This window comes from Paenibacillus sp. FSL H3-0333, assembly GCF_038002805.1.
Classification (GTDB): domain Bacteria; phylum Bacillota; class Bacilli; order Paenibacillales; family Paenibacillaceae; genus Paenibacillus_AQ; species Paenibacillus_AQ silagei.
Map to the genome: position 1 here is coordinate 1,899,512 of NZ_JBBODG010000001.1, position 25,830 is coordinate 1,925,341.

Annotated in this window: 22 protein-coding genes and 1 riboswitch; of the genes, 18 read left to right on the forward strand and 4 right to left on the reverse strand. The window is 55.5% G+C overall.

Annotated features, from left to right (window positions below):
* Positions 1–129 precede the first annotated feature (129 nt).
* From MHH78_RS08515 to MHH78_RS08525, 3 genes are all read left to right on the forward strand, one after another.
* Positions 130–915 (forward strand): AraC family transcriptional regulator, encoded by a 786-nt coding sequence (locus MHH78_RS08515; protein WP_341167125.1) that lies wholly within the window; start codon positions 130–132, stop codon positions 913–915.
* A 407-nt stretch (positions 916–1,322) separates the two neighbouring features.
* The gene (gene gpmA / locus MHH78_RS08520; protein ID WP_209994797.1) at positions 1,323–2,072 is read left to right on the forward strand and encodes a 2,3-diphosphoglycerate-dependent phosphoglycerate mutase; all 750 of its coding nucleotides are present in this window, start codon (positions 1,323–1,325) and stop codon (positions 2,070–2,072) included.
* A gap of 170 nt (positions 2,073–2,242) precedes the next feature.
* Entirely contained in the window at positions 2,243–3,112 is an 870-nt protein-coding gene (locus tag MHH78_RS08525; protein ID WP_341167126.1) for an imm11 family protein, read from the forward strand.
* A 151-nt stretch (positions 3,113–3,263) separates the two neighbouring features.
* Here MHH78_RS08525 and asd read toward each other — a convergent pair whose 3' ends face one another.
* Positions 3,264–4,055, reverse strand: coding sequence for an archaetidylserine decarboxylase (gene asd, locus MHH78_RS08530; RefSeq protein ID WP_341167127.1), 792 nt, complete (start codon positions 4,053–4,055; stop codon positions 3,264–3,266).
* Between the two features lie 90 nt (positions 4,056–4,145).
* Positions 4,146–5,243 carry a YheC/YheD family endospore coat-associated protein gene (locus MHH78_RS08535; RefSeq protein ID WP_341167128.1) on the reverse strand — a complete coding sequence of 366 codons (1,098 nt, stop codon included), beginning with the start codon at positions 5,241–5,243 and terminating at the stop codon, positions 4,146–4,148.
* Between the two features lie 220 nt (positions 5,244–5,463).
* Here MHH78_RS08535 and MHH78_RS08540 point away from each other — a divergent pair, with 220 nt between their 5' ends.
* The 5 genes from MHH78_RS08540 to MHH78_RS08560 all read left to right on the forward strand — a co-directional run bounded on the left by MHH78_RS08540 (position 5,464) and on the right by MHH78_RS08560 (position 14,255).
* Positions 5,464–10,578, forward strand: a complete 5,115-nt coding sequence (locus MHH78_RS08540) for a WIAG-tail domain (protein ID WP_341167129.1) — start codon at positions 5,464–5,466, stop codon at positions 10,576–10,578.
* Between the two features lie 350 nt (positions 10,579–10,928).
* A complete protein-coding gene (locus MHH78_RS08545) occupies positions 10,929–11,753 on the forward strand; it encodes a glycosyltransferase family 2 protein (protein ID WP_341167130.1) in 825 nt (274 codons plus the stop codon).
* Complete coding sequence (locus tag MHH78_RS08550) at positions 11,750–12,742, forward strand: glycosyltransferase family 2 protein (RefSeq protein WP_340827557.1); 993 nt, start codon at positions 11,750–11,752, stop codon at positions 12,740–12,742. The genes MHH78_RS08545 and MHH78_RS08550 overlap by 4 nt, the downstream gene beginning before the upstream one ends.
* Positions 12,739–13,476 carry a glycosyltransferase family 2 protein gene (locus MHH78_RS08555; protein ID WP_341167131.1) on the forward strand — a complete coding sequence of 246 codons (738 nt, stop codon included), beginning with the start codon at positions 12,739–12,741 and terminating at the stop codon, positions 13,474–13,476. The genes MHH78_RS08550 and MHH78_RS08555 overlap by 4 nt, the downstream gene beginning before the upstream one ends.
* A gap of 47 nt (positions 13,477–13,523) precedes the next feature.
* On the forward strand, positions 13,524–14,255 hold the full coding sequence (locus MHH78_RS08560; protein ID WP_341167132.1) for a sugar phosphate nucleotidyltransferase: 732 nt from the start codon (positions 13,524–13,526) through the stop codon (positions 14,253–14,255).
* 792 nt (positions 14,256–15,047) lie between these two features.
* Here MHH78_RS08560 and MHH78_RS08565 read toward each other — a convergent pair.
* A complete protein-coding gene (locus MHH78_RS08565) occupies positions 15,048–15,572 on the reverse strand; it encodes a GNAT family N-acetyltransferase (protein WP_341167133.1) in 525 nt (174 codons plus the stop codon).
* 275 nt (positions 15,573–15,847) lie between these two features.
* Between MHH78_RS08565 and MHH78_RS08570 the strand changes: the two genes are divergently transcribed.
* From MHH78_RS08570 to MHH78_RS08610, 9 genes are all read left to right on the forward strand, one after another.
* Complete coding sequence (locus MHH78_RS08570) at positions 15,848–16,141, forward strand: nucleoside-diphosphate sugar epimerase (RefSeq protein WP_081751236.1); 294 nt, start codon at positions 15,848–15,850, stop codon at positions 16,139–16,141.
* Positions 16,142–16,174: 33 nt separating this feature from the next.
* The gene (locus tag MHH78_RS08575) at positions 16,175–16,510 is read left to right on the forward strand and encodes a hypothetical protein (protein WP_036727122.1); all 336 of its coding nucleotides are present in this window, start codon (positions 16,175–16,177) and stop codon (positions 16,508–16,510) included.
* Positions 16,507–16,794 carry a hypothetical protein gene (locus MHH78_RS08580; RefSeq protein WP_036701531.1) on the forward strand — a complete coding sequence of 96 codons (288 nt, stop codon included), beginning with the start codon at positions 16,507–16,509 and terminating at the stop codon, positions 16,792–16,794. The genes MHH78_RS08575 and MHH78_RS08580 overlap by 4 nt, the downstream gene beginning before the upstream one ends.
* Positions 16,795–16,810: 16 nt before the next feature.
* Positions 16,811–17,209, forward strand: a complete 399-nt coding sequence (locus MHH78_RS08585; RefSeq protein ID WP_341167134.1) for a hypothetical protein — start codon at positions 16,811–16,813, stop codon at positions 17,207–17,209.
* A gap of 190 nt (positions 17,210–17,399) precedes the next feature.
* Positions 17,400–17,942 (forward strand): GNAT family N-acetyltransferase, encoded by a 543-nt coding sequence (locus MHH78_RS08590; protein ID WP_341167135.1) that lies wholly within the window; start codon positions 17,400–17,402, stop codon positions 17,940–17,942.
* Positions 17,943–18,083: 141 nt separating this feature from the next.
* Positions 18,084–18,182: riboswitch (purine riboswitch) on the forward strand.
* Between the two features lie 61 nt (positions 18,183–18,243).
* On the forward strand, positions 18,244–19,581 hold the full coding sequence (locus MHH78_RS08595) for a 5'-deoxyadenosine deaminase (protein ID WP_341167136.1): 1,338 nt from the start codon (positions 18,244–18,246) through the stop codon (positions 19,579–19,581).
* A 326-nt stretch (positions 19,582–19,907) separates the two neighbouring features.
* Positions 19,908–21,806: an LTA synthase family protein gene (locus MHH78_RS08600; RefSeq protein WP_341167137.1), complete on the forward strand. Its 1,899-nt coding sequence runs from the start codon at positions 19,908–19,910 to the stop codon at positions 21,804–21,806.
* 9 nt (positions 21,807–21,815) lie between these two features.
* Positions 21,816–23,228, forward strand: coding sequence for a glycan biosynthesis hexose transferase WsfD (gene wsfD, locus MHH78_RS08605; protein WP_341167138.1), 1,413 nt, complete (start codon positions 21,816–21,818; stop codon positions 23,226–23,228).
* 116 nt (positions 23,229–23,344) lie between these two features.
* Complete coding sequence (locus MHH78_RS08610) at positions 23,345–23,518, forward strand: aspartyl-phosphate phosphatase Spo0E family protein (protein ID WP_076082320.1); 174 nt, start codon at positions 23,345–23,347, stop codon at positions 23,516–23,518.
* A gap of 154 nt (positions 23,519–23,672) precedes the next feature.
* Here the strand turns inward: MHH78_RS08610 and MHH78_RS08615 are convergent, their stop codons facing one another.
* Complete coding sequence (locus MHH78_RS08615; protein WP_341167139.1) at positions 23,673–24,449, reverse strand: AAA family ATPase; 777 nt, start codon at positions 24,447–24,449, stop codon at positions 23,673–23,675.
* A 272-nt stretch (positions 24,450–24,721) separates the two neighbouring features.
* Here MHH78_RS08615 and MHH78_RS08620 point away from each other — a divergent pair, with 272 nt between their 5' ends.
* A complete protein-coding gene (locus MHH78_RS08620) occupies positions 24,722–25,819 on the forward strand; it encodes a CgeB family protein (protein WP_076082324.1) in 1,098 nt (365 codons plus the stop codon).
* Positions 25,820–25,830 lie beyond the last annotated feature (11 nt).

The window sequence follows — 25,830 nt, forward strand, 5'->3', positions numbered from 1 at the left end:
GTTTTCATAAATAGTTTTGGAAACGAAGCGGCGTCCCGTCCCCATGCGTAGCCCAGAAGATGTACAAATGGGAACCGGACAAGGTATTATGAAAAGTAAGCTTACGCTATATCTATAGGAGGGAATCATATGCTGCATGCATCGCCATCCTCTTTTGTAATCCTCCCGGCTCTGGCGAAGATTGTCTGTGAACCGGGCTGGAAGTGGCAAAAAAGAGAGAAGCCGCTGCAAAATTACGATTTATTCTACGTCTGGAGCGGGGAGGGGACTGTTGTGCGCGGAGGAGTGCCCTATCAGGTAGGGAAGGGAAGCTGCTTCCTGTTCCGCCCGGGGGATTATACCAGCGCCACACATAATCCGCAAAAGCCGCTTGTGCTTACATATATTCACTTCGATGTTACCGAAGAGGTGACCGAGGTGCCGGCGTTCTACCACGAGCTGACCGAGACGGTGGAGTTCGAGCATCTGCTGGCCCGTTATGTCCGGCTGTTCCTGGTGCAGACCTACGCTGCGGAGGAGGAGGGCCGTCTGATTCTGAAGCAGCTCATGATTCATCTGCTGCGGCAGGATCAGGCAAGGCCGGTCGAGCGCCATGTCAGCAACCAGCTGGCGGAGGTGATCCACGAGGTCGCCAACTATGTCAGCCAGCATCCCGGGGCGGCGCACCGGGTAGAGGATCTGGCCGCCCGTGCAGGGCTGTCCCCTCGCTATTTCTCGATCAAGTTCAAGGAGATCACCGGCTCCTCGGTCCAGTCCTATGTGATTCGCGCACGGATCGAACGGGCTCAGCATCTGCTGCTGTATGCGGGCATGAACGTCACGGAGGTGGCGGATGCGCTCGGCTACAGGGACATCTTCTTTTTCAGCCGCCAGTTCAAGCAGCATACCGGGAAGAGCCCGTCAGAGATTCGCTGAAGCGGCGGGGGAGCATCGTGCTGAGTGTGTTATAGGTGCTTCGGGGGCTAGATATGCTGGGTATACTTTGGGTGCTTGATGTGCTATGTGTGCCATGTACTACGTGTGCTACGTGTGCTATGCGTGCTATGCGTGCTATGCGGACCGTGTGGACCTTATTTTGCGAAAAAGTTACTTATTCCGCCCATCGCGGACTCAGGGGCCGTTATCTGACTGATAGGAGCTGAAATAGAGGAGTATAGGCAAACTTAAGAGCATCTGAGTCCGCTTGCCCTCCGTAATCAGGCAGAATCACTGAAATAGCGGCTCTCCAGTCCGCAAGACCGGCCAGAAGTTGAAGCGGACACCGCGCTGTGACAAAATAAAGGAAAGCACAGCAAAATATACACGGGAGAAGGAGAATACTTATGTACGAAATCGTTCTGATACGGCATGGAGAGAGTGAATACAACCGGCAGAATCTGTTTACGGGCTGGAGTGATCCCGATCTGACGGAGAAGGGCGTGGAGGAGGCCAAGAAAGCGGGCCGGCTGCTGAAGGAGAACGGATACACCTTCGATCTTGCATTCGCTTCGGTGCTGAAGCGTTCGATCAAGACGCTGAACTATGTGCTGGATGAGATGGACCTGCTGTGGATTCCTGTGCAGAAGTCGTGGAAGCTGAATGAGCGCCATTACGGTGCACTACAGGGCCTCAGCAAAAGTGAAACGGCCCTTAAATACGGTGAGGAGCAGCTCCATATCTGGCGGCGCAGCCTCTCGGTCCGCCCTCCGATGCTGGAGCCGGATGATCCGCGTTATGCCAGACATGATATCCGCTACAAGGAAGTGCGTCCGGGTGACATCCCGCGCGGCGAGAGCCTGGAGGATACCGTGCACCGGGTTGGAGATTTCTGGACCAACCGGATTGTGCCGCTGATCCGCAAGAAGGAGCGGGTCCTGATCTCGGCGCATGGCAACACGCTGCGGGCCTTGATCAAGTATATGGAGGATATCGACGAGACCGCACTGCTGGATCTCAATATCCCGACCGGCGTTCCGCTGGTCTACAAGCTCGACGACGATGTGAAGCCGATCAGCCGCTTCTACCTCGGCGAACCGGAAGAGGTGCAGCAGAAAGCCCGCGAGGTGGCGAATCAGAGTAAGGTTACGGAGTAACCGGAGCGGCGCTGCGTTCAGCTTAGCATAGAGGATGATAAAGGGAGTATTCCAGCCATTTAATGGCGTTGGGATACTCCTTTTTTTGGTATCATGGAATTGGGATCAACTATGCCTACAAGTAAGCTTCATAACTACCCTTCACTACAACAAGGGGAAATTGCGTACTAATGAGTACAAACTATGCAATGCAACGATATGGGGGGAGAAAAACGAAAGTATATAGCTTAAGATCCAATGAAGATTCCAGCGATTTAATGCTGGACAAGTCTGTGAGTGCAGAGCATCCTATAGAGTTGAAATTTAAAGGGCAATCTAAAATGCCGATGTGGACGCCACCGCTCTTGTACACTAACAATAAAAGGAAATACAATGATTTTCCAAGATACTTATCTGGACAACCAATTGTATCGGAGAAGGTAAAGGATATTTTATTTCCAATTATTGCGGAAGAAGTTGAAATTCTTCCGTTAGCTCATCCTGAATTAAATTTGTTTATGCTTAACATCACCAATGTCATTGATTGTGTTGAGTATAACCGCTCAGAAATTAAGCTTACTGGGAAAGGAAACTTTGCGCGATTTATTAAATTTGTTTTTGATTTTTCAAAAATACCTGAAAAAACCTATATGTTTAAAATCAAGGAAACAGCTGTCGTCCAAGTTTTCGTAACTAAAGCATTTAAAGACCTTGTAGAACTTCACGGCCTTAAGGGCTTGGATTTCTCAGAGGTTTACGATTCAGCTTTTACTTCAGAAAAAGAAGAAGAACAGAAACGGAATTATCAAGCAGCCCTTGATTCTATTGAGCACAGTAAAGGGACTGAGTTTTCTTATGATGAAGCTCGTATTCTTATGGAGCAGGGAAAAGCGGTTGCCAGCGGCAAATGGAAAATGCAATATGATGAAAAGGGAGAATTATGGCTGGGAGAACTTATGCTGGATTTGAAATACGAATGGGGTAGACCAGTATATATTCCACCAATTCTCCTTGGCTACGCATGGCATGAAGTTGACTTTACCCAAATGAAGCATACATAGGCATAAATGAGTGTCATATCCAATAATTGGATGAAAACTATCATAATGTAAGCTATAAACCTAAAAAGGAATGCTAAATAACCATGAAATATCTGCATATTAAAAGGACTTTAGGCAGAAACAGCCTGAAGTCCTTTTTGAATAGATTGTGTTACAACGGCCGCCGCATCTCTCCCAGCAGCTCGCCCATCTTCACCTTCGTATCCGGGGCCAGCCCGGGGCGCGGGGTGAAGGTGCCGCTCTCCATCAGCAGGACTACCGTGGAACCGAATTCGAAATATGCCAGGTCGTCGCCGCGCTGCCATTCTCTGGCTGCCTCATCGGTGTAGCGGATACTGCTCACATTCATTGCGCCTACCTTGACCACGGCGGTCTCGCCATAGCTGCCGGCTATATAAGTAATCAGCCGTTCGTTACGGCTCAGGACACTCTTCATATGGCGCATGCCGAAATCATTCACGGGGTAAGCCCGTCCCCGGATATAATCGCTCTCCCTCAGCTGTCCGGTTAACGGGGAGTGAATCCGGTGATAATCGGTAGGGCTTAAGTAGAGGACGAAATAATAGCCTTTCTTGTACAGTTCGAGGTGTGGTGAGTGATTAAGCAAATCCTCCAGCGTATAATCCTGCCCCTTCACATTCATTATCGTGCCGCAGTTGATTTCGCCCATTGCCGTAATCATCGCGTCTACAGGACTGGCTACGGCATGCTCACCGCTGGCCACCGGGCGCATCCCCGGCTTCAGGCGGCGGCTGAAGAATTCATTCAGTGTACGGTATTCTCCGGCAGCCTTCTCCGCCTCGGCGGCAGGAATCTGATAGGAACGAATAAATACCGGAATCATAAGGCGGCTGAGTCTGCTGTGGGATAAAGCTCCCATCAACCTGGAAAGCCATCTGTGCGAGGATAGCTCGGTCATCAGCCGCAGCAATTGTTTAACCATGCCCATCTCCCTTCCATCATGCAGCAGTGTTATCCTGTGCCAAGGGACTCCACCCGCTCTGCATTATATTGACATAGAATAGGAGACAAATCAATAAGAGTTCATTCTTAATGCTTCTTCGTACAGGTATCTGGCATAGCCCATAGGCTGGCGGTAGCTGTCTTTCCATACCCCGCGCAGTCCGGCCTTCTGGAAGCCGTAACGCTGGTCGCGCCCGTTGCATTCAATGAAATAGAGATGTCCGTGCTTCGTGACACCGATGTCCAGACCGATATCGGCCAGCCCCGGCAGACTCTTCTCCAGCTCACGAGCGAGGGCGAGACTGAGTGAGAGGACGGACATACGGATTCTGGCTGCCTCTTCTCCAGGGAATGCCTGCTCCAGGGCAAAAGAGGACTTCAGGGCTTCGCCTCCTCTGGCAATGTTCGATACAAAGCCGCCTGGAGCGGCGAGCTTGGCGAACAGGCCGGTGACCTGCCACGCTCCGCCCCAGCCCCGCTGTACCGTAACACGCAGGTCAAAGGGGCGTCCGTTAATCTCGGCCAGCGGAATCCGTTCCTGGACCAGATAGGGCACAGAAGAGAGCCGGGCGCGGAGGACACGGGGAAGGGCGTCCGGGTTAACGGATCTGCTAACCTTGCGTCTTGAGCCAGATAGAGAGTAGCTCCAGAGCCAGCGCCCTTCGCCGCTGCGGGTGAGCCGCATCACACCGTTACCCACGCTGCCCCGGCAAGGCTTGAGGATCAGATCCGGGTAGCGGCCCATCATCTCCCTCAGGCTGGAGAGTCCGCTTGCAGTGACCGGCAGATAAGCTTGCAGTTCGCGGCTGCGCTCCAGCAGGCCGTGAATCTGATCCTTGCCGTAGCGGTTGCAGCTGTTATAGACCTGAATTCCCTGCCGGAGCAGGCGCTCGACGCCGGTGCTGCGGGGATCATAGATTGCCCGGTTGTGGATGACCTCCGGCGTAGGGACGATCTGTCTGCGGTAGCCTTGCGGACCTTTCTTCATATAGACACTGCTGAAGCCGGACGCCACGTCGATGTCGGACAGCTTCACAAAGCAAGGGGTTAATCCGTATGCGGCGGCGGCCTCTTCGTAGTTGGCCAGAGATTCCTGTCCGGTTTTTAACCGGGGAACGCCCCCGTGCATAGCGGCATTTAGCATTATCCCAACGAGCTTTTGCCCCATGTTCGTTCCTCCTGTTATCTTGAAGTACTTCCCGGCTGTTTTTATGTCTCCTGTCATTGTATGTATGTACGTGCCCGTAAGGGTTGGACGGATGCGCGGCGGCAGATGCCCTTTTTTGAAAGGAGAAGATTGGATTACCGGCAAGGGGAAGGGTGTCATCCGCCCATGCTGCTGCATATGATGCCTAGAAGATACAACAGATGGAAGGAGGAGACTGCTTGTGAAGAGTCCCAAACGAAAACAGCAGCGCAGTTCCAAAAGACCGCTCTATTACGTGGATAATCCCGATACGACTGAACTTAGCATGCTAGACAGCAGTCCCAAAACACAAAGAAACCAGGAATTGGAATGGGTGGAAGTGGCAGAGGGAGAAGACCTTGCCCTGCAGGTGAGCGCGGTGGAGATGCTGGAAGTGACCGCGCCTCTCCAGCAGACTGTGCCTGCACCGGAGGGGAATCAGGGAACGGTGACGGAAGAGGAACGCCAGCAGGAAGGCCCTGCTGCCCTGCTAGAAGCGGAGGTAACAGCTCCACCGGAAAAAGAACGCCTGCAGCCCGTATACACCGATGATCTGTCCGATGGCGCCGTCACCGGTGCCAAGATTGCTCCACGAACCATTGACGGGTCCAGGCTAAAGCATGGCATCATCGGCACACCCTGGCTGCAGGACTATGCAGTGCAGAGCATCAACCTTGCGGACCGGGCGGTTACCTCCTCGAAGATAGCGCCGGAGTCCGTTACCGGTGAGCATCTGGCGGAGAGCAGTGTCAGCGGGGGCAAGCTACTGGATCACTCCATCGGTGGCGAGAAGCTGAAGGATGGCAGCGTCGGTCCGGAGAAGCTGGCAGACCGGATGATCAGCGGAGGACATATTGCCGATGGTGCCATCAGCAGCCGGCATCTCAGTGAGTTCATTATCACAGCGGAGCTGCTGGATGATGGGGCAGTGACTGGTGAGAAGATTCTCAGCAGCAGTATTGACAGCCGCCATCTCAGCAACGGCAGTATTGACCGCTCTAAGCTGGCTGACGAAGCGGTATCCGCCGACAAAATCGCCGATGGCGAGATCAGCGGTGTCAAGCTGGGTGATGCAGTGATCGAGAGCCGGCATGTGGGGGAAGGCGTCATTACCGCGAGGCATCTGGCACCGGGCGCCATTGGACGGGAACAGCTGGCGGCGCGCCTGATCGGCAAGGAGCAGCTGCAGCCCGGTATTATTGAGAGCGGGCATCTCGCAGATGGGGCAACCGGGTCCCGGCAGATCGCGGCGAAGGCTATCCGCAGCCAGCACATTAACCCGGAGAGCATCCATGCGGACCATATCGGCGAAGGTGAAATTGGCAGCCGTCATCTGGCAGACCGCAGCATTTCTTTTGTGAAGCTGGCGGACGGTGCGGTAGGAACTGCGCAGCTGATTGAGCAGGCGGTTACCTCTTCCAAAATCGCGGATCAGAGCATTCTGGCCCATAAGCTGGCTGACGAAGCCGTGATGACGCGTCATATTGCGAAATCCGCAGTGCGCAGTGCTCAGATTGCCGCGCAGGCGGTCACTTCGGCACATTTACAGCGCGAGGCCGTGGATCATTCTCATCTGGCCGCAGAATCTGTAGGCTCAGTCCAGTTGCAGGAGCATTCCGTCCTGACCGGCCATTTGGCCAAAGGAGCAGTTACGGAAGAACAACTGGGATATGAATCCGTTACAGGAGAACATATTAGCCCCCAGAGTATTACTGCAGCCAAGCTGGCGGACGGCAGCATCATTACCGCCAAGCTGGCCACGGGCGCGGTCGGGGGGGCGATTCTGGCAAAAGAAGCGGTCAGCGGAGAGCATATTGCGGTCTGCGCCGTGGAGGAGAAGCACCTGGCGGATGGCAGCATCAGCGGGCGGGTGCTGCAGGAGGAGGCTGTAGACGCCAGTCATCTGGCATCCGGCGCCATCGAACGACGGCATTTGGGAGACAGCAGTGTGACTTCATCCGCGCTGCAATCCGGTTCGGTAACGGCAGATAAGCTGTCCTCCGGTGCCGTCAAGGAGGCCCATCTCACTGCTGCGATTGTACAGCCGCATCATTTGGCCGACTATGCCGTCACTTCGCTGAAGCTATCGCCGGAGAGTGTCTCAACGGATAAACTCGGTGATCTGGCCGTAACTTCAATTAAGCTGGCGGACGGCAGTGTAAGCGCGGAGAAGCTGGCAGCCTCAGCAGTGCAGACTGAGCATCTGTCGGCAGGCGCTGTCGGCCCGGATTCGCTTAAGGATACGTCTGTGCAAGGCAGACATTTGGCGGCTGGCAGCGTGGGCGGAGCGCATATCCGGCCGATGTCGATCGGCAACGGACATCTTACTCCAAGCTCTGTCTCCTCCATCCAGATTCAGGATGACAGCATCAGCGGCTCGAAGCTGGCTGAGGGAGCGGTAGCATCCCGCCATCTTACTCCCGGCAGTGTGGGCGGAAGCCAGCTGGCGGAGGCCTCCGTGGAAGGGCGGCATCTCGCGGATGGCGGCATTAGTCTGGCGCATCTGGCGGAGGAGGTCCGCAGTGCGGAGCTACTGCCCGACGGAAGCATTGGCGCGCAGAAGCTGGCAGCGGGTGCTGTAGAATCGGTTCACTTGGCTGAAGCGAGTGTGCAGGCCGTTCATTTGGCGCAGGCAGCGGTGGAAGCCCGGCATATCGGTGCCGGAGAGATTACGCTGGCCCATCTGGCCAAAGAGACGCGCAGCGCGGATCTTCTGCCGGATGGCAGCATCGCAGGCAGCAAGCTGGGAGCAGGAGTGGTAGGGGCCTTCCATTTGGCTGCAGGCAGTGTGTATGGCGGCCACCTGGCTGCGGATGCAGTAAGCAGCCGGCATATCCGCGCCGGCAGCATTCAGCTCAGTCATTTGGCTTCCGATACGCGGGGAGCGGACCTGCTGCCGGATGGCTGCATAGGCGGAAGCAAGCTGGCTGAAGGCGCAGTGGATTCGCAGCATCTCCAGCCGCAGAGTGTGGACGCAGAGCATCTTGCTGGCGGAGTAATTCAGGAGCGTCATCTCGGGGCGGGGATTATCCGGCTGGCGCATTTGGCTGAGGAAACGAGGAGTGCGGAGCTGCTGCCGGATGGCAGTATAGGTGGAAGCAAGCTGGCTGAAGGCGCAGTGGATTCGCAGCATCTCCAGCCGCAGAGCGTGGACGCAGAGCATCTTGCAGACAGAGTAATTCAGGAGCGTCATTTGGGCTCAGGAATTATCCGGCTGGCGCATTTGGCTGAGGAGACGAAGAGTGCGGACCTGCTGCCGGATGGCAGTATAGGTGGAAGCAAGCTGGCCGAAGGCGCAGTGGATTCGCAGCATCTTCAGCCGCAGAGCGTGGACGCAGAGCATCTTGCCGGTAGAGCCATCCAGGAGCATCACTTGGGCTCAGGAATTATCCGGCTGGCGCATCTCGCGGAGGAAACCAGAAGTGCAGAGCTGCTGCCGGATGGCAGTATAGGTGGAAGCAAGCTGGTTGAAGGCGCAGTGGGTTCGCAGCATCTCCAGCCGCAGAGCGTGAACGCAGAACATCTTGCAGGCGGAGTAATCCGGGATCGCCATTTGGGGCCGGGAATTATCCGGCTGGCGCATCTCGCGGAGGAAACCAGAAGTGCGGAGCTGCTGCCGGATGGCAGTATTAGTGGAAGCAAGCTGGCCGCGGGTTCCGTGGGCTCTATCCATTTGGCTTCCGGCAGCATCTACGGAGGTCACCTGGCGCCTGAAGCCGTGGATAGCTGTCATATCCGTCCCGGCAGCATCGGCCTGGAGCATCTGGCCCAGGATGCCCGGACCTCCGAGCTTTTGCAGGATGACAGTATTACAGGGGGGAAGGTTGCTCCTCACAGCATTGGAACCAGGCATCTGGCGGAAGGGGCAGTGGGAAGCTCAGAGCTTCAGGATGAGGCGGTGGATGGTTCCAAAATCTCTTCCTTTGCCATTCAGTCCCGGCATCTGGAAGAAGACAGCGTGCAGAGCTACCACATTGTTCAGAATGCGATAAGCGGGGATCATCTGGCGCCTGATTCAGTGGGTAGCAGCCATCTCCGCGCGGGCAGCATTCAGCGTGAGCATCTGGCCGAGAATACGCTGACCTCCGAGCTGCTGGGTGAGGGCAGCATAGACGGCAGTAAGCTGGCGCCAGGAGCGGTGGGCTCTAATCATCTGGCTCCGGGCAGTATCTACGGAGGCCATCTGGCTCCCGGAATCGTTGACGGACGCCATATCCGTCCTGGTAGTATAGGCCTCGAGCATCTGGCCGGGGATGCGCTGACCTCCGAGCTGCTCCCTGACCATAGTGTTACCGGAGAGAAGCTTGCGCTTCACAGCGTCGGCACCGGCCATCTGGCTGAAGGTGCGGTAGGCAGCACTGAGCTGCAGGACGAGGCGGTGAAGGCTTCCAAAATCGCTTCCTTTGCCGTCCAGTCCCGGCATCTGGAAGAAGACAGCATCCAGAGTCATCATATTGCTCAGGGTGTAGTGAACGGAGATCATCTGGCGCCTGATTCAGTGGATAGCGGCCATCTCCGCACGGGCAGCATCCGGCGTGAGCATCTGGCCGAGAACACGCTGACCTCCGAGCTGCTGGGTGAGGGCAGTATAGACGGCAGCAAGCTGGCGCCAGGAGCGGTGGGGCCTAATCATCTGGCTCCGGGCAGCATTTACGGAGGCCATCTGGCTCCCGGAATCGTTGACGGACGCCATATCCGTCCTGGTAGTATAGGCCTCGAGCATCTGGCCGGGGATACGCTGACCTCCGAGCTGCTCCCTGACCATAGTGTGAACGGAGCGAAGCTTGCGATTCACAGCGTCGGCACCGGCCATCTGGCTGAAGGTGCGGTAGGAAGCTCTGAACTGCAGGATGAGGCGGTGAAGGCTGCCAAAATCGCTCCCTTTGCCGTCCAGTCCCGGCATTTGGAAGAAGACAGCATCCAGAGCCATCATATTGCTCAGGGTGCAGTGAACGGGGATCATCTGGCGCCCGGATCAGTCAATGCGGAGCATCTGTCCTTCCATCCGGTGCAGAGTGTCGGGAATCGCGATGTTTTGCAGCAGTTCGGGATGACGGCGTTCATGTTCAATGGTGAGGCGGAGAGTGTGGAGGTGACGGTTTCTTTTGACGAGAGCTTCGGCCATACCGGCTATGTGCTGGTTGCCATGGCTAACCAGCCGTACTTCCATGCCTCGCTTAAGAACAGAACGGGCGGAGGAGCGACGATTGAGGTGGTGCGGCTGCGCGAGACCCAGCATTTCTATGGCGTGCTGTCGTGGATTGCGCTCGGCACTCCGCTGGTCAAACCTGCTGTGGAGCATCGTGCTTTTGATTGATTCAGGGCAGAATAGATTGTACATGAGGCGCAGCCGTGGGTTGCGCCTTTTGTGCATGATTACGCCAGCGTTTATAGGCTTCACGCTATTCATTTCTGCTAATTGTACAAGAAGAGAGGCCGGGAGAAGTGTTGTAGCTGCTTTAATATACTCCTGTTGCTGATGATCGGAAGTGTTCCTCCTCCTGTAAGCGCTCTCCTGGCGGCCTATTGCCGGGTGGAGGCGCATAGCGGCATTTGTCCAATTATCTGCGCTCAGGGAGACACTTGCCGTTACCGGGGGTGGCGGGATACATAGACTATGGTGTAACCCTCAGCCCGGGAGCAGCCCTGTGAAGGAAGGTGGATGGCATGAAAAGAAAAGGAGCATCTGCCCGCCGCACGGGGCGGCGGGCAACCCGGACAGCACGACGGCCTGCTGCACTGCCGCCTGCGGTGAATCATCCGCAGCCTGAGGTGTCGGTTATTATTCCGGCCATGAATGAGGCGGCAACGATTGCCGCAGTGATTGCCGGAGCCAGAGGCGTTCATCCCCGCTGTGAGGTTATTGTGATTGTTAACGGTTCTGCGGATCAGACCGCAGATATTGCGCGCTCCTGCGGAGCTAACGTAATTGTGTATGAACAGCCGCTCGGACACGATGTCGGGCGAAGCGTAGGCGCGGAGGCGGCGAAGGGAGCGGTTCTGCTGTTCACAGACGGGGATCTGGTGATCCCCGCCTCGCAGCTGCGTCCCTTCGTGACCGCGGTCAGCGGCGGAGCGGATCTGGCCTTGAATGATTATTCCGGCCCGGTCCGCAGCAGATTTCCGCATCCGGTGGTGTTATCCAAGCATGTGCTGAATCTTCTGCTCGGAAGGTCTGAGCTGAAGGGCTGCTCCTTGACCGCCGTTCCTCATGCGATTAGCCGCAGGGCGCTGGATGTTCTGGGCAGCGGTCTGCTGTCGAGGCCGCCGCTCGCACATGCGCAGGCGGTACTGGAGGGCCTGGTGGTGACGGCGGTGCATAACGTGCCTGTGGGCAGGATGAATGCGGTCCGCCGGAAGCACAGCGGCAGTGATCTTCTGCAGGAGGCTATCCTCAGAGACCACCTGGATGCTGTAGCAATGGTGCTGGAACGCAAGGGCGGCCGGGCAGGCTTCGGGGACGGCATCCGGCGAAGGGAGATGGTGAGATGATGGGAGCGCGGGAAGTATCCGTCAGCGGCCGGTCTTCAGCGGGGCGTACTGCGCCTGGAAGCAGCGGCTCTACAGGCCGCGCCGCCAGACGCAGCGCAGTAGTGCGTGGAGGCGCGGCTAAGCGGCGGTCCGCGAAGCGCCGCAACAAGCCTGTGGCGGCGGGCCCTGGCCTCTCCCGGTCCAAGCGGAAGCCCGCTTCCGGGCGTAGGGGCCTGTCCCTGCCGGCATCGCAGGGTTCGCTGTCGGTAATTATCTCGGCCAGGAATGAGGAGCAGACGTTGCCGAAGCTGCTGGAGCAGGTGGAACGCCTGAAGCCGCAAGAAATTATTGTTGTGCTCAATGGATGTAATGACCGCAGCTTTCAGCGGACCCGGCTATGTGCTCAGGCAAGTATAGTGTACATTCCGGAATCTGCCGGACATGATGTGGGACGTTCTCTTGGCGCCAAGCTTAGCCGGGGAGATATCCTGTTGTTTCTGGACGGCGATATGGTGATCTCCGCCGGGCAGCTGTCCTCTTTTGTGGCTGCGGTGGACCGGGGGGTGGATGTGGCGCTCAATGACCTTGATCCGCTGCTGCCGCCCTTCGGGCTAAGTGATGCGGTTACCCGCTGCAAGCTCTACCTGAATCAGGTTCTGGGCCGCCCTGATCTTGGAGCAAGCTCCATGACGGCGGTTCCGCATGCCTTATCCCGCCGGGCGCTGGAGAGAATCGGCTACCGCGAGCTGATGGTGCCGCCTCGGGCGCTGGCGCTCTCCATTCTGGGCCGCCTGCGGGTGGAGAAGGCCGGAGGGGTGAATGTGATCAAGCAAAACCGGCTGCGACAGGGGAACACGGGAGCCGGGAATGCCATGGAGCAGCTGATTGCCGGTGATCACGCGGAAGCCCTGGTCTGTGTGATTGCCCACCAGCAGAGCAGCGGGCAGCTGTCGGCCGATAATTTGCTGGAGCACCGCCGGCAGATTGCCGCCTGGAGGAACGCGTTATGACAATGACGAGCATTATTATTCCTACGTATAACAGGCTTGGGCTGCTGCGTTCCTGCGTCGAATCGATCAGAGCGCATACCCGGTCAGCCTATGAGATTATTGTAGTGGACAATGCCTCGGATGATGGTACCGAAGCCTATTGCCGCGCCAGCAAGCTGACGTTCATTTCCCTCCCGGAGAACCGCGGTTTTCCGCTGGCCTGCAATATTGGGCTGCAGCTGGCTGCGGGGGAAGAGCTGCTGCTGCTGAACAATGACGTCATTGTGTCGCAAGGCTGGCTGGATAATCTGAAGAGCGCCTTGTACAGTGCCCCCGATATAGGAATTGTCGGACCGGTGACGAATTATGCCAGCGGACGGCAGCAGGTGCAGACCGGCTATACCGATATTGCAGGCTTCCATGCCGAGGCGCTCCGGGCCAATATTCCCGATGCAGACAAGTGGGTGGAGACCCGAAGGCTTGTAGGTCTGTGTTTTTTATTCAAAAGACAGCTTATGGACGCGATCGGCCTGCTCGATGAACGATTCTCGCCGGGCCATTATGAGGATGACGATTACTGCTACCGTGCCCGGCTGCAGGGATACCGGCTGCTGATTGCCGGAGATTGCCTGGTTCATCATGAAGGCAGCGCCAGCTTCAAGGAGGTCTATTCCGCCTCATTGCAGGAGCTGGTGGAGCGCAACCGCAGGTTATTTATAGAGAAATGGCAAGTGGACCCGGCGCAGTTCATCTGAGGCCGCTGGCCGAAGGCAAAAGACGTAGAGAAAGAGGAGGAACGTAAGTGAAAGGAGTCATACTGGCAGGCGGAACAGGAACAAGGCTATACCCGCTCACCCGGCTGATGAACAAACATTTGCTTCCGGTCGGCAAATACCCTATGGTGTGCTACGGGATTGAGCGGCTGCGCCAGGGGGGGATCACCGATATTCTCCTGGTCATCAGCAAACAGTCCGCAGGACAGTACACTGACTTTTTGGGCAGCGGTGCGGAATTCGGCGTATCGCTGACTTACAAAATCCAGGAGGCGGCAGGCGGCATCGCGGAAGCGCTGGAGCTGGCGGAAGGATTCATCCTGACGGGGGAACGGTTTGTCGTGCTGCTGGGAGATAATCTGTTCATGGATAGTCTGGAGCCTTACGTGAAGAGCTACCTGCAGCAGCCGGCGGGGACCGCGAAGGTGCTCCTGAAGCCTGTGGAGGATGCGCGCAGATACGGGGTTCCGGTGTTTGACAGCGCCGATGCCTCCCTGATAGCTTACATTGAAGAGAAGCCGGAGCAGCCGAAGACAAAATTCTGTGTTACAGGCATATATATGTACGATGAAGCAGTATTCGATATCATCCGCCGGATTTCGCCTTCCAGAAGAGGAGAGCTGGAGATTACCGATGTGAACAACCTGTATGCTGCTGAGCGCAAGCTGAGCTACGATGTGCTGCAAGGCTGGTGGAGCGACGCGGGAACCTTCCAGTCTCTGCGAGAAGCCGGAGATAAGCTGAGAGATACGCTGCCCTGAGGGGCGGCTTTTTTTTGGAAATAGAAGAATTTATATGTTTCACACGATAACTTATCCTTCTATTTCTCGCCGAAACGGTACTGTCCATTAAAAGGACGGCAAAGCCGTTTCCGCTTGGTGGGGGCGATTAATGTAGGGCGGCGGAGAGGAACTTGAATGGTCAAAGGTAACTAAAGGGATAAATCCCTCTGAATTTGCCGGGAATGGGCTGGCGGCTGGAATGAAAGGGATAAATCCCTCTGAATTCGCTAGAAGTGGGCTGGAAGCTGGAATGAAGAGCACAAATACACTTGAATCCGGAGAAAGTTGGCGTTCGGCGGAAATGAAGAGCACAAATGCCCCTGAATCCGGCAAAAGTCGGGGTTGGGCGGAAATGAAGAGCACAAATGCCCCTGAATGCGGAGAAAGTCGGCGCTGGCCGGAAATGAGGAGCACTAATACCCTTGAATCGGGCAAAAGTCGGGGTTGGGCGGAAATGAGGCACAAATGCCCCTGAAACCCGCCGCAAGCGGGCGCAGGGATCCAAAGTCGTTCGAGCTGCCCCGATGGGCAGTGCAGCAGCCAGCTCATCGCCGCCAGCTTACAGCCTCAGCTTAACGTCTTCAACTCATCGCCGCCAGCATGCAGCCTCAGCTTAACGTCTTCACTCATCGCCCCCAGCTAGCAGCCTCAGCTAAACGTCTCTACTTATTGCCCAAGCATGCAGCCACCAGCATATCGTTCGCAGCATATCGCCCCAGCTAGCAACCTTCAGCTCAACGCCCTCAGCTAAACGTCTTCAGCTCATCACCATCAGTCACTGGCTGGCCGGGCGATTCGCCACCAGAATAAATCCTCGGTCTCGCGGTATAGCTCTGCATCCAGGTGCTGCAGGACACGGTGGGAGGCGAGGTTGTCCTTCTCGGTATCTGCAGTGACCCAGCGTGCGCCGGGATGGCTGAAGATCCAGGCGGTGATCTGCCGCAGTGCTTCTGTGGCATAGCCTTGGCCCCGGTATCTCTCGTCCAGGACATAACCAACGATGACCTCCCCTTGCTCGTTCGGGCAGCCTTTGAGAATCAGGAAGCCGATGAGCTGCCGCTGCTCCCGGTGGATGATGGCCCACATGGTCAGCCAGCAGTAGTTCTCTTCATCCTGTAGTACCTTCGCATGCCTGACCCGCAGCGCATAGCGCATCTCTTCATCGTCCAGCAGGGTTGCGGTTGCCGTCACGTTCAGGCCCAGCGCCTGCTCCAGCCCGGCGTAATTCTCTAAGGCTAACGCCAGCTCGGATGCGCTTAGAGGAGATAGGTCCAGGTGTTCACCTGTAAGTTTCATAGATTGCCTCCAGTTCTAATGTGGGTACATAGATGCGGACATACACCATTAGGAAGTATTTTCAGCCAAGCATAGTCTGCCGTCCTGTTCCTTGTCAATAATATGCTCCAGTTTGCAGCCTTCTCCGTACCTTGAAGCGGAAGCGGACACGGGGATTCGAACGTTGAAATTAATGGTCATCTTGCGACATGTCCCAGCCCAACTTGCGGCGCTTCTCCGGCACCGTCAAGGCGGATGCCGCATATGCTGTAGCAGGGCGTTTGAGCAAAGGAGACATGAAGGTGCAGAGTAAAATTACAAAAGTCCTGCAGCACATGGCCCATACGCACGAACAAATGGCACGGATTCTCGACGCCGAACGCCACGTAGCCGTCCGTATGTCGCAAATAGTTCACGATCTGCCGGATGCGGACCCTGATTTCGGCGGATTCAGTGGGCTGGTGGAAAGCTCAGGCCAAGTCAACAAAAATATCATTGCTTACCTCAATGCACTTGCCGATCTTGAAGAGGCGATGGCTGAGGGAGTAGGCAGGGTCATCAAGGAATTAAACGGTCAGGAAGAAGAGTAAGGGTAACGTGTAACCTGAGCAAGGAGGCGGAGGATGAGCAGAGAAAAGGCATATCTGCAAATGCTGGAGTCGACCGCTGCCATCCAGTGGAACATCGCGATGATTCTCGAGGCCAAAGCGGTGGAAGCGGAAAAAGTGAAGCAGTGGACCCATCATCATATCCACGCTAGAGCGTTCGACTCCCACGAAGACCAGTTGAAGGAATCCATCTCTATTCACGAGGTAATCGTGGAAATGGTAGAGGGGCTGACGAAGCTGGAGAACGGGCTGTACAGCAATCTGAAGGCGGTGCTGGGCAGCGGGGAAGACGAGGGCGGCGATTTCGGCGGGGATGGCGAGGGCTTCAGCTTCGGGGACGACAGCAAATGAGCGGCGGGCTGCTCTCCGAACACGCCGTCAAGCTGGAGATGATCCGCTCGATCGCCCGCAGCCAGGCAGCGCTTGCAGCCATCCTCGAGAGTATTGCTGAAGTGACGGGGCAATCGGAGCTGACAGCCCGCAAGCTGAGCGACAATATCAGGATTCTTAGCGGGTACCAGAGTTCAATGTGCCGGATGATATCCGGTATTTCGCTGCATGAGCCCAAAGAAGGAGTGCCTGCAGCCCCCTGGCTGAGCAAGGTCTGCTCAGAGGGGACCGCCAGGAGTAGATGAAGTACAGGAGGCGTAGATGATGAAGAGAAAGAGACTGGGCAAGCTTGGTTCCAAGGGCAAGGGCAAGGGCAAGAGACGTAGACCGCTGCTGTCGCGGAAGACACGGGTACGCAAAGGTCCCGGACGCAAATCGCGCAAGAGTCTGCCCGGCAAGCCGGGGAAGAAATCCCTGCTGCTGCGCAGAAAAAGAAGACTCCGCAGACGGTTACGTAGGGTGCGCGCTGTGCAGGTCATACCGGCAATTGAAACACCATTGGTGCCGCAGGTGATTCCGCTCCCCCCGGATCTGGGCGTCCCGCCGGAACTGCCGCCGGGAGACGCCTATCAGCAGGGCTACACCGAAGCATACAACGTGGGGTTCGACGCCGGTTTCGCCAAGGGCTTCGAGGACGGGCATAAGCTGGAGCTTGGCTGACAGAGCCGCAGGAACAGCAGCGGACCAGGGCTGCGGTTATATAGGGGGCTGGCGCATATTGCGCCGCCCCTATAGCACATGGGGAACTTTGGGATAAGGCGGGCTCTCGGAATTTCCGGCCGGATATGGTAGACTTCTTAACAGAATCTTTACCGGGGTCACTATTCAGGCAGGAAAGCGGGGAACACACATGATGGGGAATGAGATACGAAGAGCGCGGAGTGAGGAAATCCAGGAGATCATGAATCTGATTGCCAAATGTGTACAAGTTATGCAGGCAGGCGGAAGCGATCAATGGGATGAAGGGTACCCTAACCGTGAAGTCATTAGTGAAGATATCGGCAAGGGAACCTTATTTGTCTGCCTGGAGCATGAGGCGATTGCCGGAATTCTTGTGCTGGATGAGAATCAGGCGGAGCAATATGCAGGCATTGAATGGGAACAGCAGCAGGGGCCGCATCTGATCATGCACCGGCTTGCGGTACATCCCGAGATTCAGGGCAGAGGGATTGCCCGGCGGCTGATCGCCTTTGCCGAGGAATTCGCCCGCAGCAGCGGGTATAGAAGCATCCGGCTTGATACATATGCGAAGAATGACAGGGTGCTTAAGCTGTATCCTTCGCTCGGGTATTCGCAGAGAGGCGAGATTTGTTTTCCCGGCCGTACCGCTGGTTTTCCGGTGTTTGAGAAGGTGCTGCCAGATAATATGGAGAGACAACCTCCACTTGAGTAAGTTAACGTTACATTAATGGCTGATTTTCTAGTGTTAAAATGTTTATTCATGCCCTAAACTCACTTTATCGAATATTTATGTTAACTTTAATAACTCTTATTGACATGAAAGTTGTCTTTGGATTATGATGGGATTATTCATAAGCATTGGAATAGTCCTTTTCGTATATCCTTAATAATTGGTTTAAGGGTCTCTACCGGGAACCGTAAATTTCTGGCTACGAAAATATGCTAAGGCATATTTTTGTGGCCTTTTTGTGTTACAGGCAGCCGGATATCAGTAAGACTAGGGGGAGAAGACAATGGCGAATATCCTGATCAAGCATGCGGAGATTATTACGATGAACAAGCAGGAGGACATTATATACGGCGATATCCGCATCGAGGGTGATCTGATTGTAGAGATCGGCACCGGCCTTGAAGTGAAGGGGGAAGAGCTTGTCATAGAGGCCAAGAACCGGACGGTCATCCCCGGCTTCATCCAGACGCATATTCATCTGTGCCAGACGCTATTTCGCGGCAAAGGGGATGATCTGGAGCTGATGGACTGGCTGCGCAAGCGGATCTGGCCGCTGGAGGCGGCGCATGACGAGGAGTCCCTGTACTATTCTGCCATGCTCGGCATTGGGGAATTAATCACCAGCGGCACAACGACCATCGTGGATATGGAGACGGTACATCATACGGATTATGCCTTCCAGGCGATTGCGAAGAGCGGTATCCGCGCCTTGTCAGGGAAGGTCATGATGGACCGGAAGAACCCCGAGGCACCGGCGGCCCTGCAGGAGGAGACGGCGGCTTCGCTGCAGGAGAGTGTGGATTTGCTGGAGAAATGGAACGGATATGCGAATGGCCGGATTCAGTATGCTTTTTCCCCGCGGTTTGTCATTTCCTGTACGGAGCCGCTGCTGCGGGAGGTGCAGAGCCTCTCGGCCCGTTACGGGGTGAAGGTGCATACCCATGCTTCCGAGAATCTGGGCGAGATCGAGCTTGTGCAGGCGATGACCGGTATGCGCAATGTCGTCTATCTGGATCACCTGGGGCTGGCTAACGAGCGTCTGATTCTGGCCCACTGTGTCTGGCTGGATGAGCAGGAAAAGCGGATTCTGCGGGACCGCGGGGTTCATGTCAGCCACTGCCCGGGCTCGAACCTCAAGCTGGCCTCCGGCATCGCCGATACGCCGGGCATGCTTCATGACCATATTCACCTCAGCTTGGGTGCAGACGGCGCGCCATGCAACAATAACCTGGATATGTTCAACGAGATGCGTCTGGCGGCAGTCATCCAGAAGCCCGCGCATGGCCCGACTACGATGGATGCTCGAAGCGTCTTTCGGATGGCGACCATTGGAGGTGCGAAGGCGGTAGGCATGGAGGATCAGATCGGCAGCATCGAGGTCGGCAAGAAGGCGGATCTGGCCATCCTTAATCTCTATAATTTTCATACCTTCCCCTCTTATGATGTGGACCCGATCTCGCGGATCGTCTACTCCGCCACCCGTGCCGATGTGGAGACAACGATGGTTGACGGTGAGATTCTCATGCACACAGGGCGGCTGAAGACCATCGACAAGGAAGTAGTGCTTCATGAAGCGAACCATTCCATTAAAAGATTGTTGGGCAGCGCGCGGCTATCCTGAGCGGTAGGGGCTCCACGCCAGTTGTTCCAGACAAACTGACTATAGTGACCGGAGGCATGATTGCAGCCTCGACCAGAAGCATCTCAGATTCAAACTGTATCCTTGCAGGGGACTTCGCGCCTCTGCTTTTTTGTGCGGATATTGATAATGACCTTAATGACCTTAATGACCTTAATGAACCTTTTCTCCCGCTCAGTTGTTTAATAGGGTGGCCCTCTTTTGATTCCCTTAACAAGTATTGCTATACTAGAGCAACGTGAGCTTTTTACAGAAATAAGGAATTGTTTGTACACCACTATTAATGAAGAGAGTAAGAGGGGATGGCAATGAGAGAGGGCAAACCTGCGTCTGCGCAGGCTCATTTCTATATCGTGGCGGGACTGCTGTGGCTGAAGCTGCTGCTGCTGAGAGGGCTGTTCTTTGACCGGATTGCCTGGGAGTGGATCGCTGCGGATCTGGCGCCGGTGCTCCTGCTGCTCGGTGTGCTGGCTATAATTACGCCTCAGCGGATGAGAAGAGGGGTCTTCTGGAGCTTCAATGGCCTATTGTCGCTGCTGCTCTTCGCGGCCAGTGTGTACTTCAATCACTTCGGCTCGGTGCCTACCTATCTGGCGCTCTATGAGCTGAACCAGGTCTTTCAGGTCAAAGAGAGTGTGGAATCTACGATTGAGTGGATCGATTATCTGTTTTTTGCCGATCTAATCATAGTGATGGTCTATTCGCTGTTCCGCAGATGGAAAAGAGGCCCTATGCGCTGGCAGCGGGGCAGCCAGCCTGCAAGCAGAACCCGGAGCATCTATCTGGTGGTGCTGCTGGTGGCAATCATTGGAGGCGGCTCGCTGTCGGCGTATTCGATTCATTCGGCCAGGGGAATTACCAATGAGCTGGTCCAGGCGGAGACGGCCGGATTCCTGAATTATGAGGTGGTGGCAGCGATCAAGGCCCGGGAGGATAACGGCCTTATCGGGACCGGTGATATTCAGGAGACGATAGCCAAGGTGAAGTCACTGGAGGCTACCTATCCATACAAGGCTGTGACAGGTGGACTGCCAGAGCATTTCGGATCGCAAAAAGGGAAAAACGTCATCATCATTCAACTGGAGGCGTTCCAGAATTTCCCGCTGCATCAGTCACTGGAGGGTCAGGAGCTGACCCCGGTGCTGAATGGTCTGGCCGGAGAGGGCTTCTATTTCCCGCATGTGTATCAGCAGGTAGGTCCGGGCAATACCTCGGATGCGGAATTTATGAGCAACACCTCGATTTATCCGATCGCTTCGCTTGCTATGTCCACAGGCTTCGGGGACCGGGAGCTGCCGGGACTGCCGCGTCTTTTGCGGGATAAGGGGTATGAGGCGTACACGTTCCATGTGAACAAGGTCGGCTTCTGGAACCGGAATGAGCTGTATCCGGCGCTTGGCTTCAACGGCTACTATGACAAAGGCTCCTTCAAGAATGACCATTTCAATTCGTTCGGGGCTTCCGATGAGCAGCTCTATGCTACTGCCGTGGAGAAGCTGGCGGTGCTGCATCAGAAGGGCACGCCTTTCTACGCCCAGCTGGTGACAGCCTCCAGCCATCATCCGTTCAAGGTTCCGGACAGCTTCCGTCGTATTCAGGTACCGGACAAGCTTCAGGGCACGATGCTGGGCGATTATCTGAGCGCGGTGAACTATACGGATTATGCGATAGGCACGCTGATTGACAGATTGAAGCAGCAGGGGATGTGGGAGGATACCGTGCTGGTGCTGTACGGTGACCATTTCGGCCTGCAGCCGAAGGACGTCCCGGCGGAGCAGGTGGAGGACGCGCTGGGTATCAAGTATGATGACCGGATCAGCCGGTTCAACATTCCGCTCGTGATCCACGTGCCCGGCATGAAGCAGGGACAGGTTGTGGAGCGGACCGGCGGACAGCTGGATGTGCTGCCGACGGTAGCCAATCTGCTCGGGGTATCGCTGAAGGACGAAGGGTTCACCGCATTCGGGCATGATCTGCTGAATGTGGACCGCAACGTGGTGGGCATGCGCTATTATTTGCCGACAGGCTCGTTTTTTAATGATGAAGTGTTGTTTGTGCCCGGTAAGAGCTTCGCGGACGGTGAGGCGGTCTCGCTGGATACGCATGAGCCGGTGAAGGATTTCAGTGCCTATCAGAGCGATTACGACTACATCCTGAAGCTGATGGGCTTATCTGATGAATATGTGAAGCTGCTTCCGCAGCGTTAGGAGAATGTTATGAAAAGACTATGGAAACCCGAGTACCTCATCTCGCTGGCCGGCGCTGTGCTGATCCTCTATCTGCTGTTCGTGCGGCCCTTCACAGGCGTTGCCGATAACGGCGATTTCCTGCGGATGATGAATACGGTCGGACTGAATTATTTTGATGCCGGGGAGGACTATGCCGACCGCTTCTTCAGCTACAGTCATTCTAAGTTTGCTTATGATGATCTGTTCAAGGGCTTCTACCCGTCCTCGCAAATTTTGCTGGTGCTGGTGCCAAGGCTGCTTGCGGGCATATTTCACGGCAGTTATTTCGATATCCGTCTTCTGGCAGTGGTATATGCAGTGCTGCTGCTGGCTGCCACGTGGATGATCGTCAAGCTGGGTGCGAAGAGCTCCTATGCCACGGGCCTGCTGCTGGGTGCGGGAATGCTGTTTGTGTTCTACGATATCGGCTATCTGGCTTATTTCAACTCCCTGTTCGGCGAACCCGTGTCGATGGTCTTCATGCTGCTTACGTTCGCGCTGGGTCTGAGGCTTACCGGGCAGGAGCAGCCGTCCTCCAAAGGACTTACGCTGTTCTTCATTGCCGTGCTGTTCCTGATCTGCTCCAAAATCCAGAATGCCCCGGTCGGCCTCGCCTTCGCGCTGATCTTCCTGCGCCTGCGGACGCTGAATGGAACAGGCAGCTGGCGTAAGCTGGCGCTAAGTCTTGCGGTAGCTACGGCGCTGGTATCGGTGATTATGTATGTGGCGGCGCCGAAGGAGCTTAAGCATATCAACCTGTATCAGACGGTGTTCTTCGGCATACTGAATGAATCGCCGGATGTGCGCGGCGATCTGCGCGACCTGGGGCTGCCGGAGCGCCTCGAGGTACTGGCGGGGACGAATTATTTCCAGGGGGATACTGCGATCAAGCAGGATGATCCATTGCTGGGGCCGGATTTCTATGACCGTGTATCGCATAAGGATGTGCTTTTCTTTTATATGAAGCATCCCGGGCGGTTAATAGAGAATATGAAGTATGCGGCTGCTAACAGCATGTCCATCCGTCCCTACTATCTCGGAAGCTATGAGAAAAGCGAAGGCAAACCTGCGGGCGCGGTAGCAGGAATGTACAGCGGGTGGAGCGAGCTCAAGAACAAGCATCTGCCCCATTCCCTCGGATTCCTGGTTATTTTCTATCTAGTGTATTACGCCGGAGTGTTCTATCAATACTTCCGTACGCGGGAGGCGGCAGGGCGGATTGCCGGAGAACTGATGATGCTGCTGGGACTGATCGGGCTGTTCTCGTTCCTGGTTCCGATCCTCGGTGACGGCCGCGCGGATATCGGCAAGCATCTGTTCCTGTTCAATGTCTGCTTCGATATGATGGCGGTAGCGATGCTGGGCTGGACGCTGCATAAGCTGACGAAGCTGCTGAAATAACTTATCATGTCAAACCCTTAATTGACCCCTAGCGGATTATAGAATACAATGTGTTTGGAACTTTAGTAAAAGAGTGGAAATGGCTTGATACAGCCTCATCCTACAAGGGGGCCGCTATGGGGAATGACGAATACAAGGACAAGATTGAACAGGCAAGACAGGAACTGAACAAACTGGCCTTGGAGTACGGGATGCAGGATGTCCGGGTACTCCGCCAATCGGTGAAGCTGGATGCGCTCCTGAATGAATACAGTGATTGTAATACGGAGAAGGATGACCAGCTTTATTAGAGAAATACAGAGCAGCTATGCAAATACAAGAGACACTTTGACGGTTAACACCGCGGAGTGTCTTTTTTTAAAATTTAAGCGTTTATATGTTTCAATCCTAACGTTCTCGCTGAAACGAATGCCGTTCTTAACAGGACGGCCGAGCCGTTTCTGCTTATAAGGGATCAGGCTCATCGCCCAGCAGCTCGCGGAGCATCTTCTCCCGGTTCGTCATGAAGGCGCGGGTGACCGTATAATGATCCGTGTCTTCCAGCGCAACAGGCGTGATACTCTCTCCCTTCAGCAGAAGAATCTCTGCACCCGGATAGGACATCAGAATCGGGGAGTGGGTGGCGATGATGAACTGGGAATTCTGCTCAGCCAGCTCATGCATCCGCGCCAGCAGTGACATCTGCCGCAGGGGAGACAAAGCGGCTTCGGGCTCGTCCAGAATATAGATGCCCTGTCCGCCAAAGCGGTGAACGAACGTGGAGAAGAAGGATTCTCCATGCGACTGCTCATGCAGCGAGCTCCCTCCATAGGAGGATTTAATGGGTCTTCCCGCCTCGGGGTCCTCATCCAGCTCATCGATGTAAGTAGCCACATTGTAGTAGCTCTCCGCACGCAGGAAAAAGCCGTCCTTCGGACGCTTCACCCCTTTGGCAATCCGCAAATATTCGTAGAGACTGGAATGCGAGGCGCGGGTATTAAACGAGAAATTCAGCGTCCCCCCTTCCGGATTGAACCCCCAGGCAGCAGCAATGCCCTCTAACAAGGTAGACTTCCCGCTACCGTTCTCTCCTACCAGAAAAGTAACCTGCTTCTGAAAAGCAAGCCGGTCCAGGGTGCGTACCACCGGCAGATTAAAAGGATAGCTTCCAAAGGAAGGGACTGCATCGCGCAGCAGCTCGACATGGCGCAGATACAGCATAGGGCCATAGATGGAACTCATATCTTAGTGCCTCCTCAGTAAGTATTTCTTGTGAAAGGTGATGCCTCTAATTGTAGATGATTCCCGTCTTACCCGCAAAGGACTTGAGTAGGCTTCGAAATGCAGACCCTGCCTCTGCATGGACAAGAGTGGACGGATTCTGTAGAGGTTCGGGCCAAGCGGGCGAAAGACCGGGGGCATATGCCAATTTCGGTGTGATACAGACAGATGTCCATGAGGCGGATGCTGACTCCGCATATAGTACTACTGTCTTGAGAATATAACGGGGCAGGGTGAAGGCCGTGAAAACAAAAAAGAGAGGCGGGCTTCCACAGGATTACCGGGATGGCTATCTGCAAGGGTACCATCTCGGCCTGTGCGAAGCCGTGAAGCGCCTGAATACTCCTGAAGTGGGGGAACGTCAGCCGTTAAAACTGATGTATGTTCCCCAGGGGTTTCAGGCCATCGATGCGGGAGTCGCAGAAGCGCTGCGGCTGCTGGTAAGCGAGCTGATCATCTGTCCTCCGGAAACTATGCTGGAGGTGGCATCGCGCGAATTGCCTGAGGCGGTGCTGGTGATGAACGGGCTGCATGTATTTCCGGAGAATCATCTGGAACAAATTATGGCAATAAGACAGCTGGGTATCCCGGCGGCGATCTGGTTTGTGGATGATCCTTATTTCACCGAGGATACATCCGTCATCTGCCGGCATTACGATTATGTGTTCACGCATGAACTGGGCTGTGTGGAATTCTACCGTTCGCTGGGGACGGCGTCTGTGCACTATCTTCCGCTGTGCGTCAACCCCCAGATGTTCTACCCGCGCCACACCGGACCGCAATATCACTATGATGTCGTGTTCATCGGCAACGCCTTCCGCAACCGTACGGAGCTGTTCGATGAACTGGTCCCCTTCCTGCAGGGAAAGAAGGTGCTCATCGCCGGCGGATTCTGGGAGCGGCTGGCCCACTTCGAGGAGCTGTCTCCGTACATCAGAGAGGGCTTCATCCCGCCGGAGGAGACCGCCAATTATTACAGCGGCGCGAAGCTGGTCATTAATATCCACCGGCCCTGGGAGGGAGGGATGGACAACCGGAATACGTTCCAGCTTCCGTCCCTCTCCATTAATCCCCGGACCTATGAGATCAGCGCCTGCGGGACGATGCAGCTGACCGATATCCGGCAGGATCTGGATATCCACTACAAGCCGGGCCGGGATCTGGAGACCTTCGCTTCTGCCGATGAGCTGAAGCGCAAAATTGATTATTACCTGAAGCACGACAAGGAGCGCCGGCAGTATGCGCTGCGGGGACTGCAGACCACGCTGCGCCGGCATACCTTTACTTCGCGTCTGCCTCATTTATTGGGTGTTCTTACTTCAAGAGGGTGAATTTCATTATG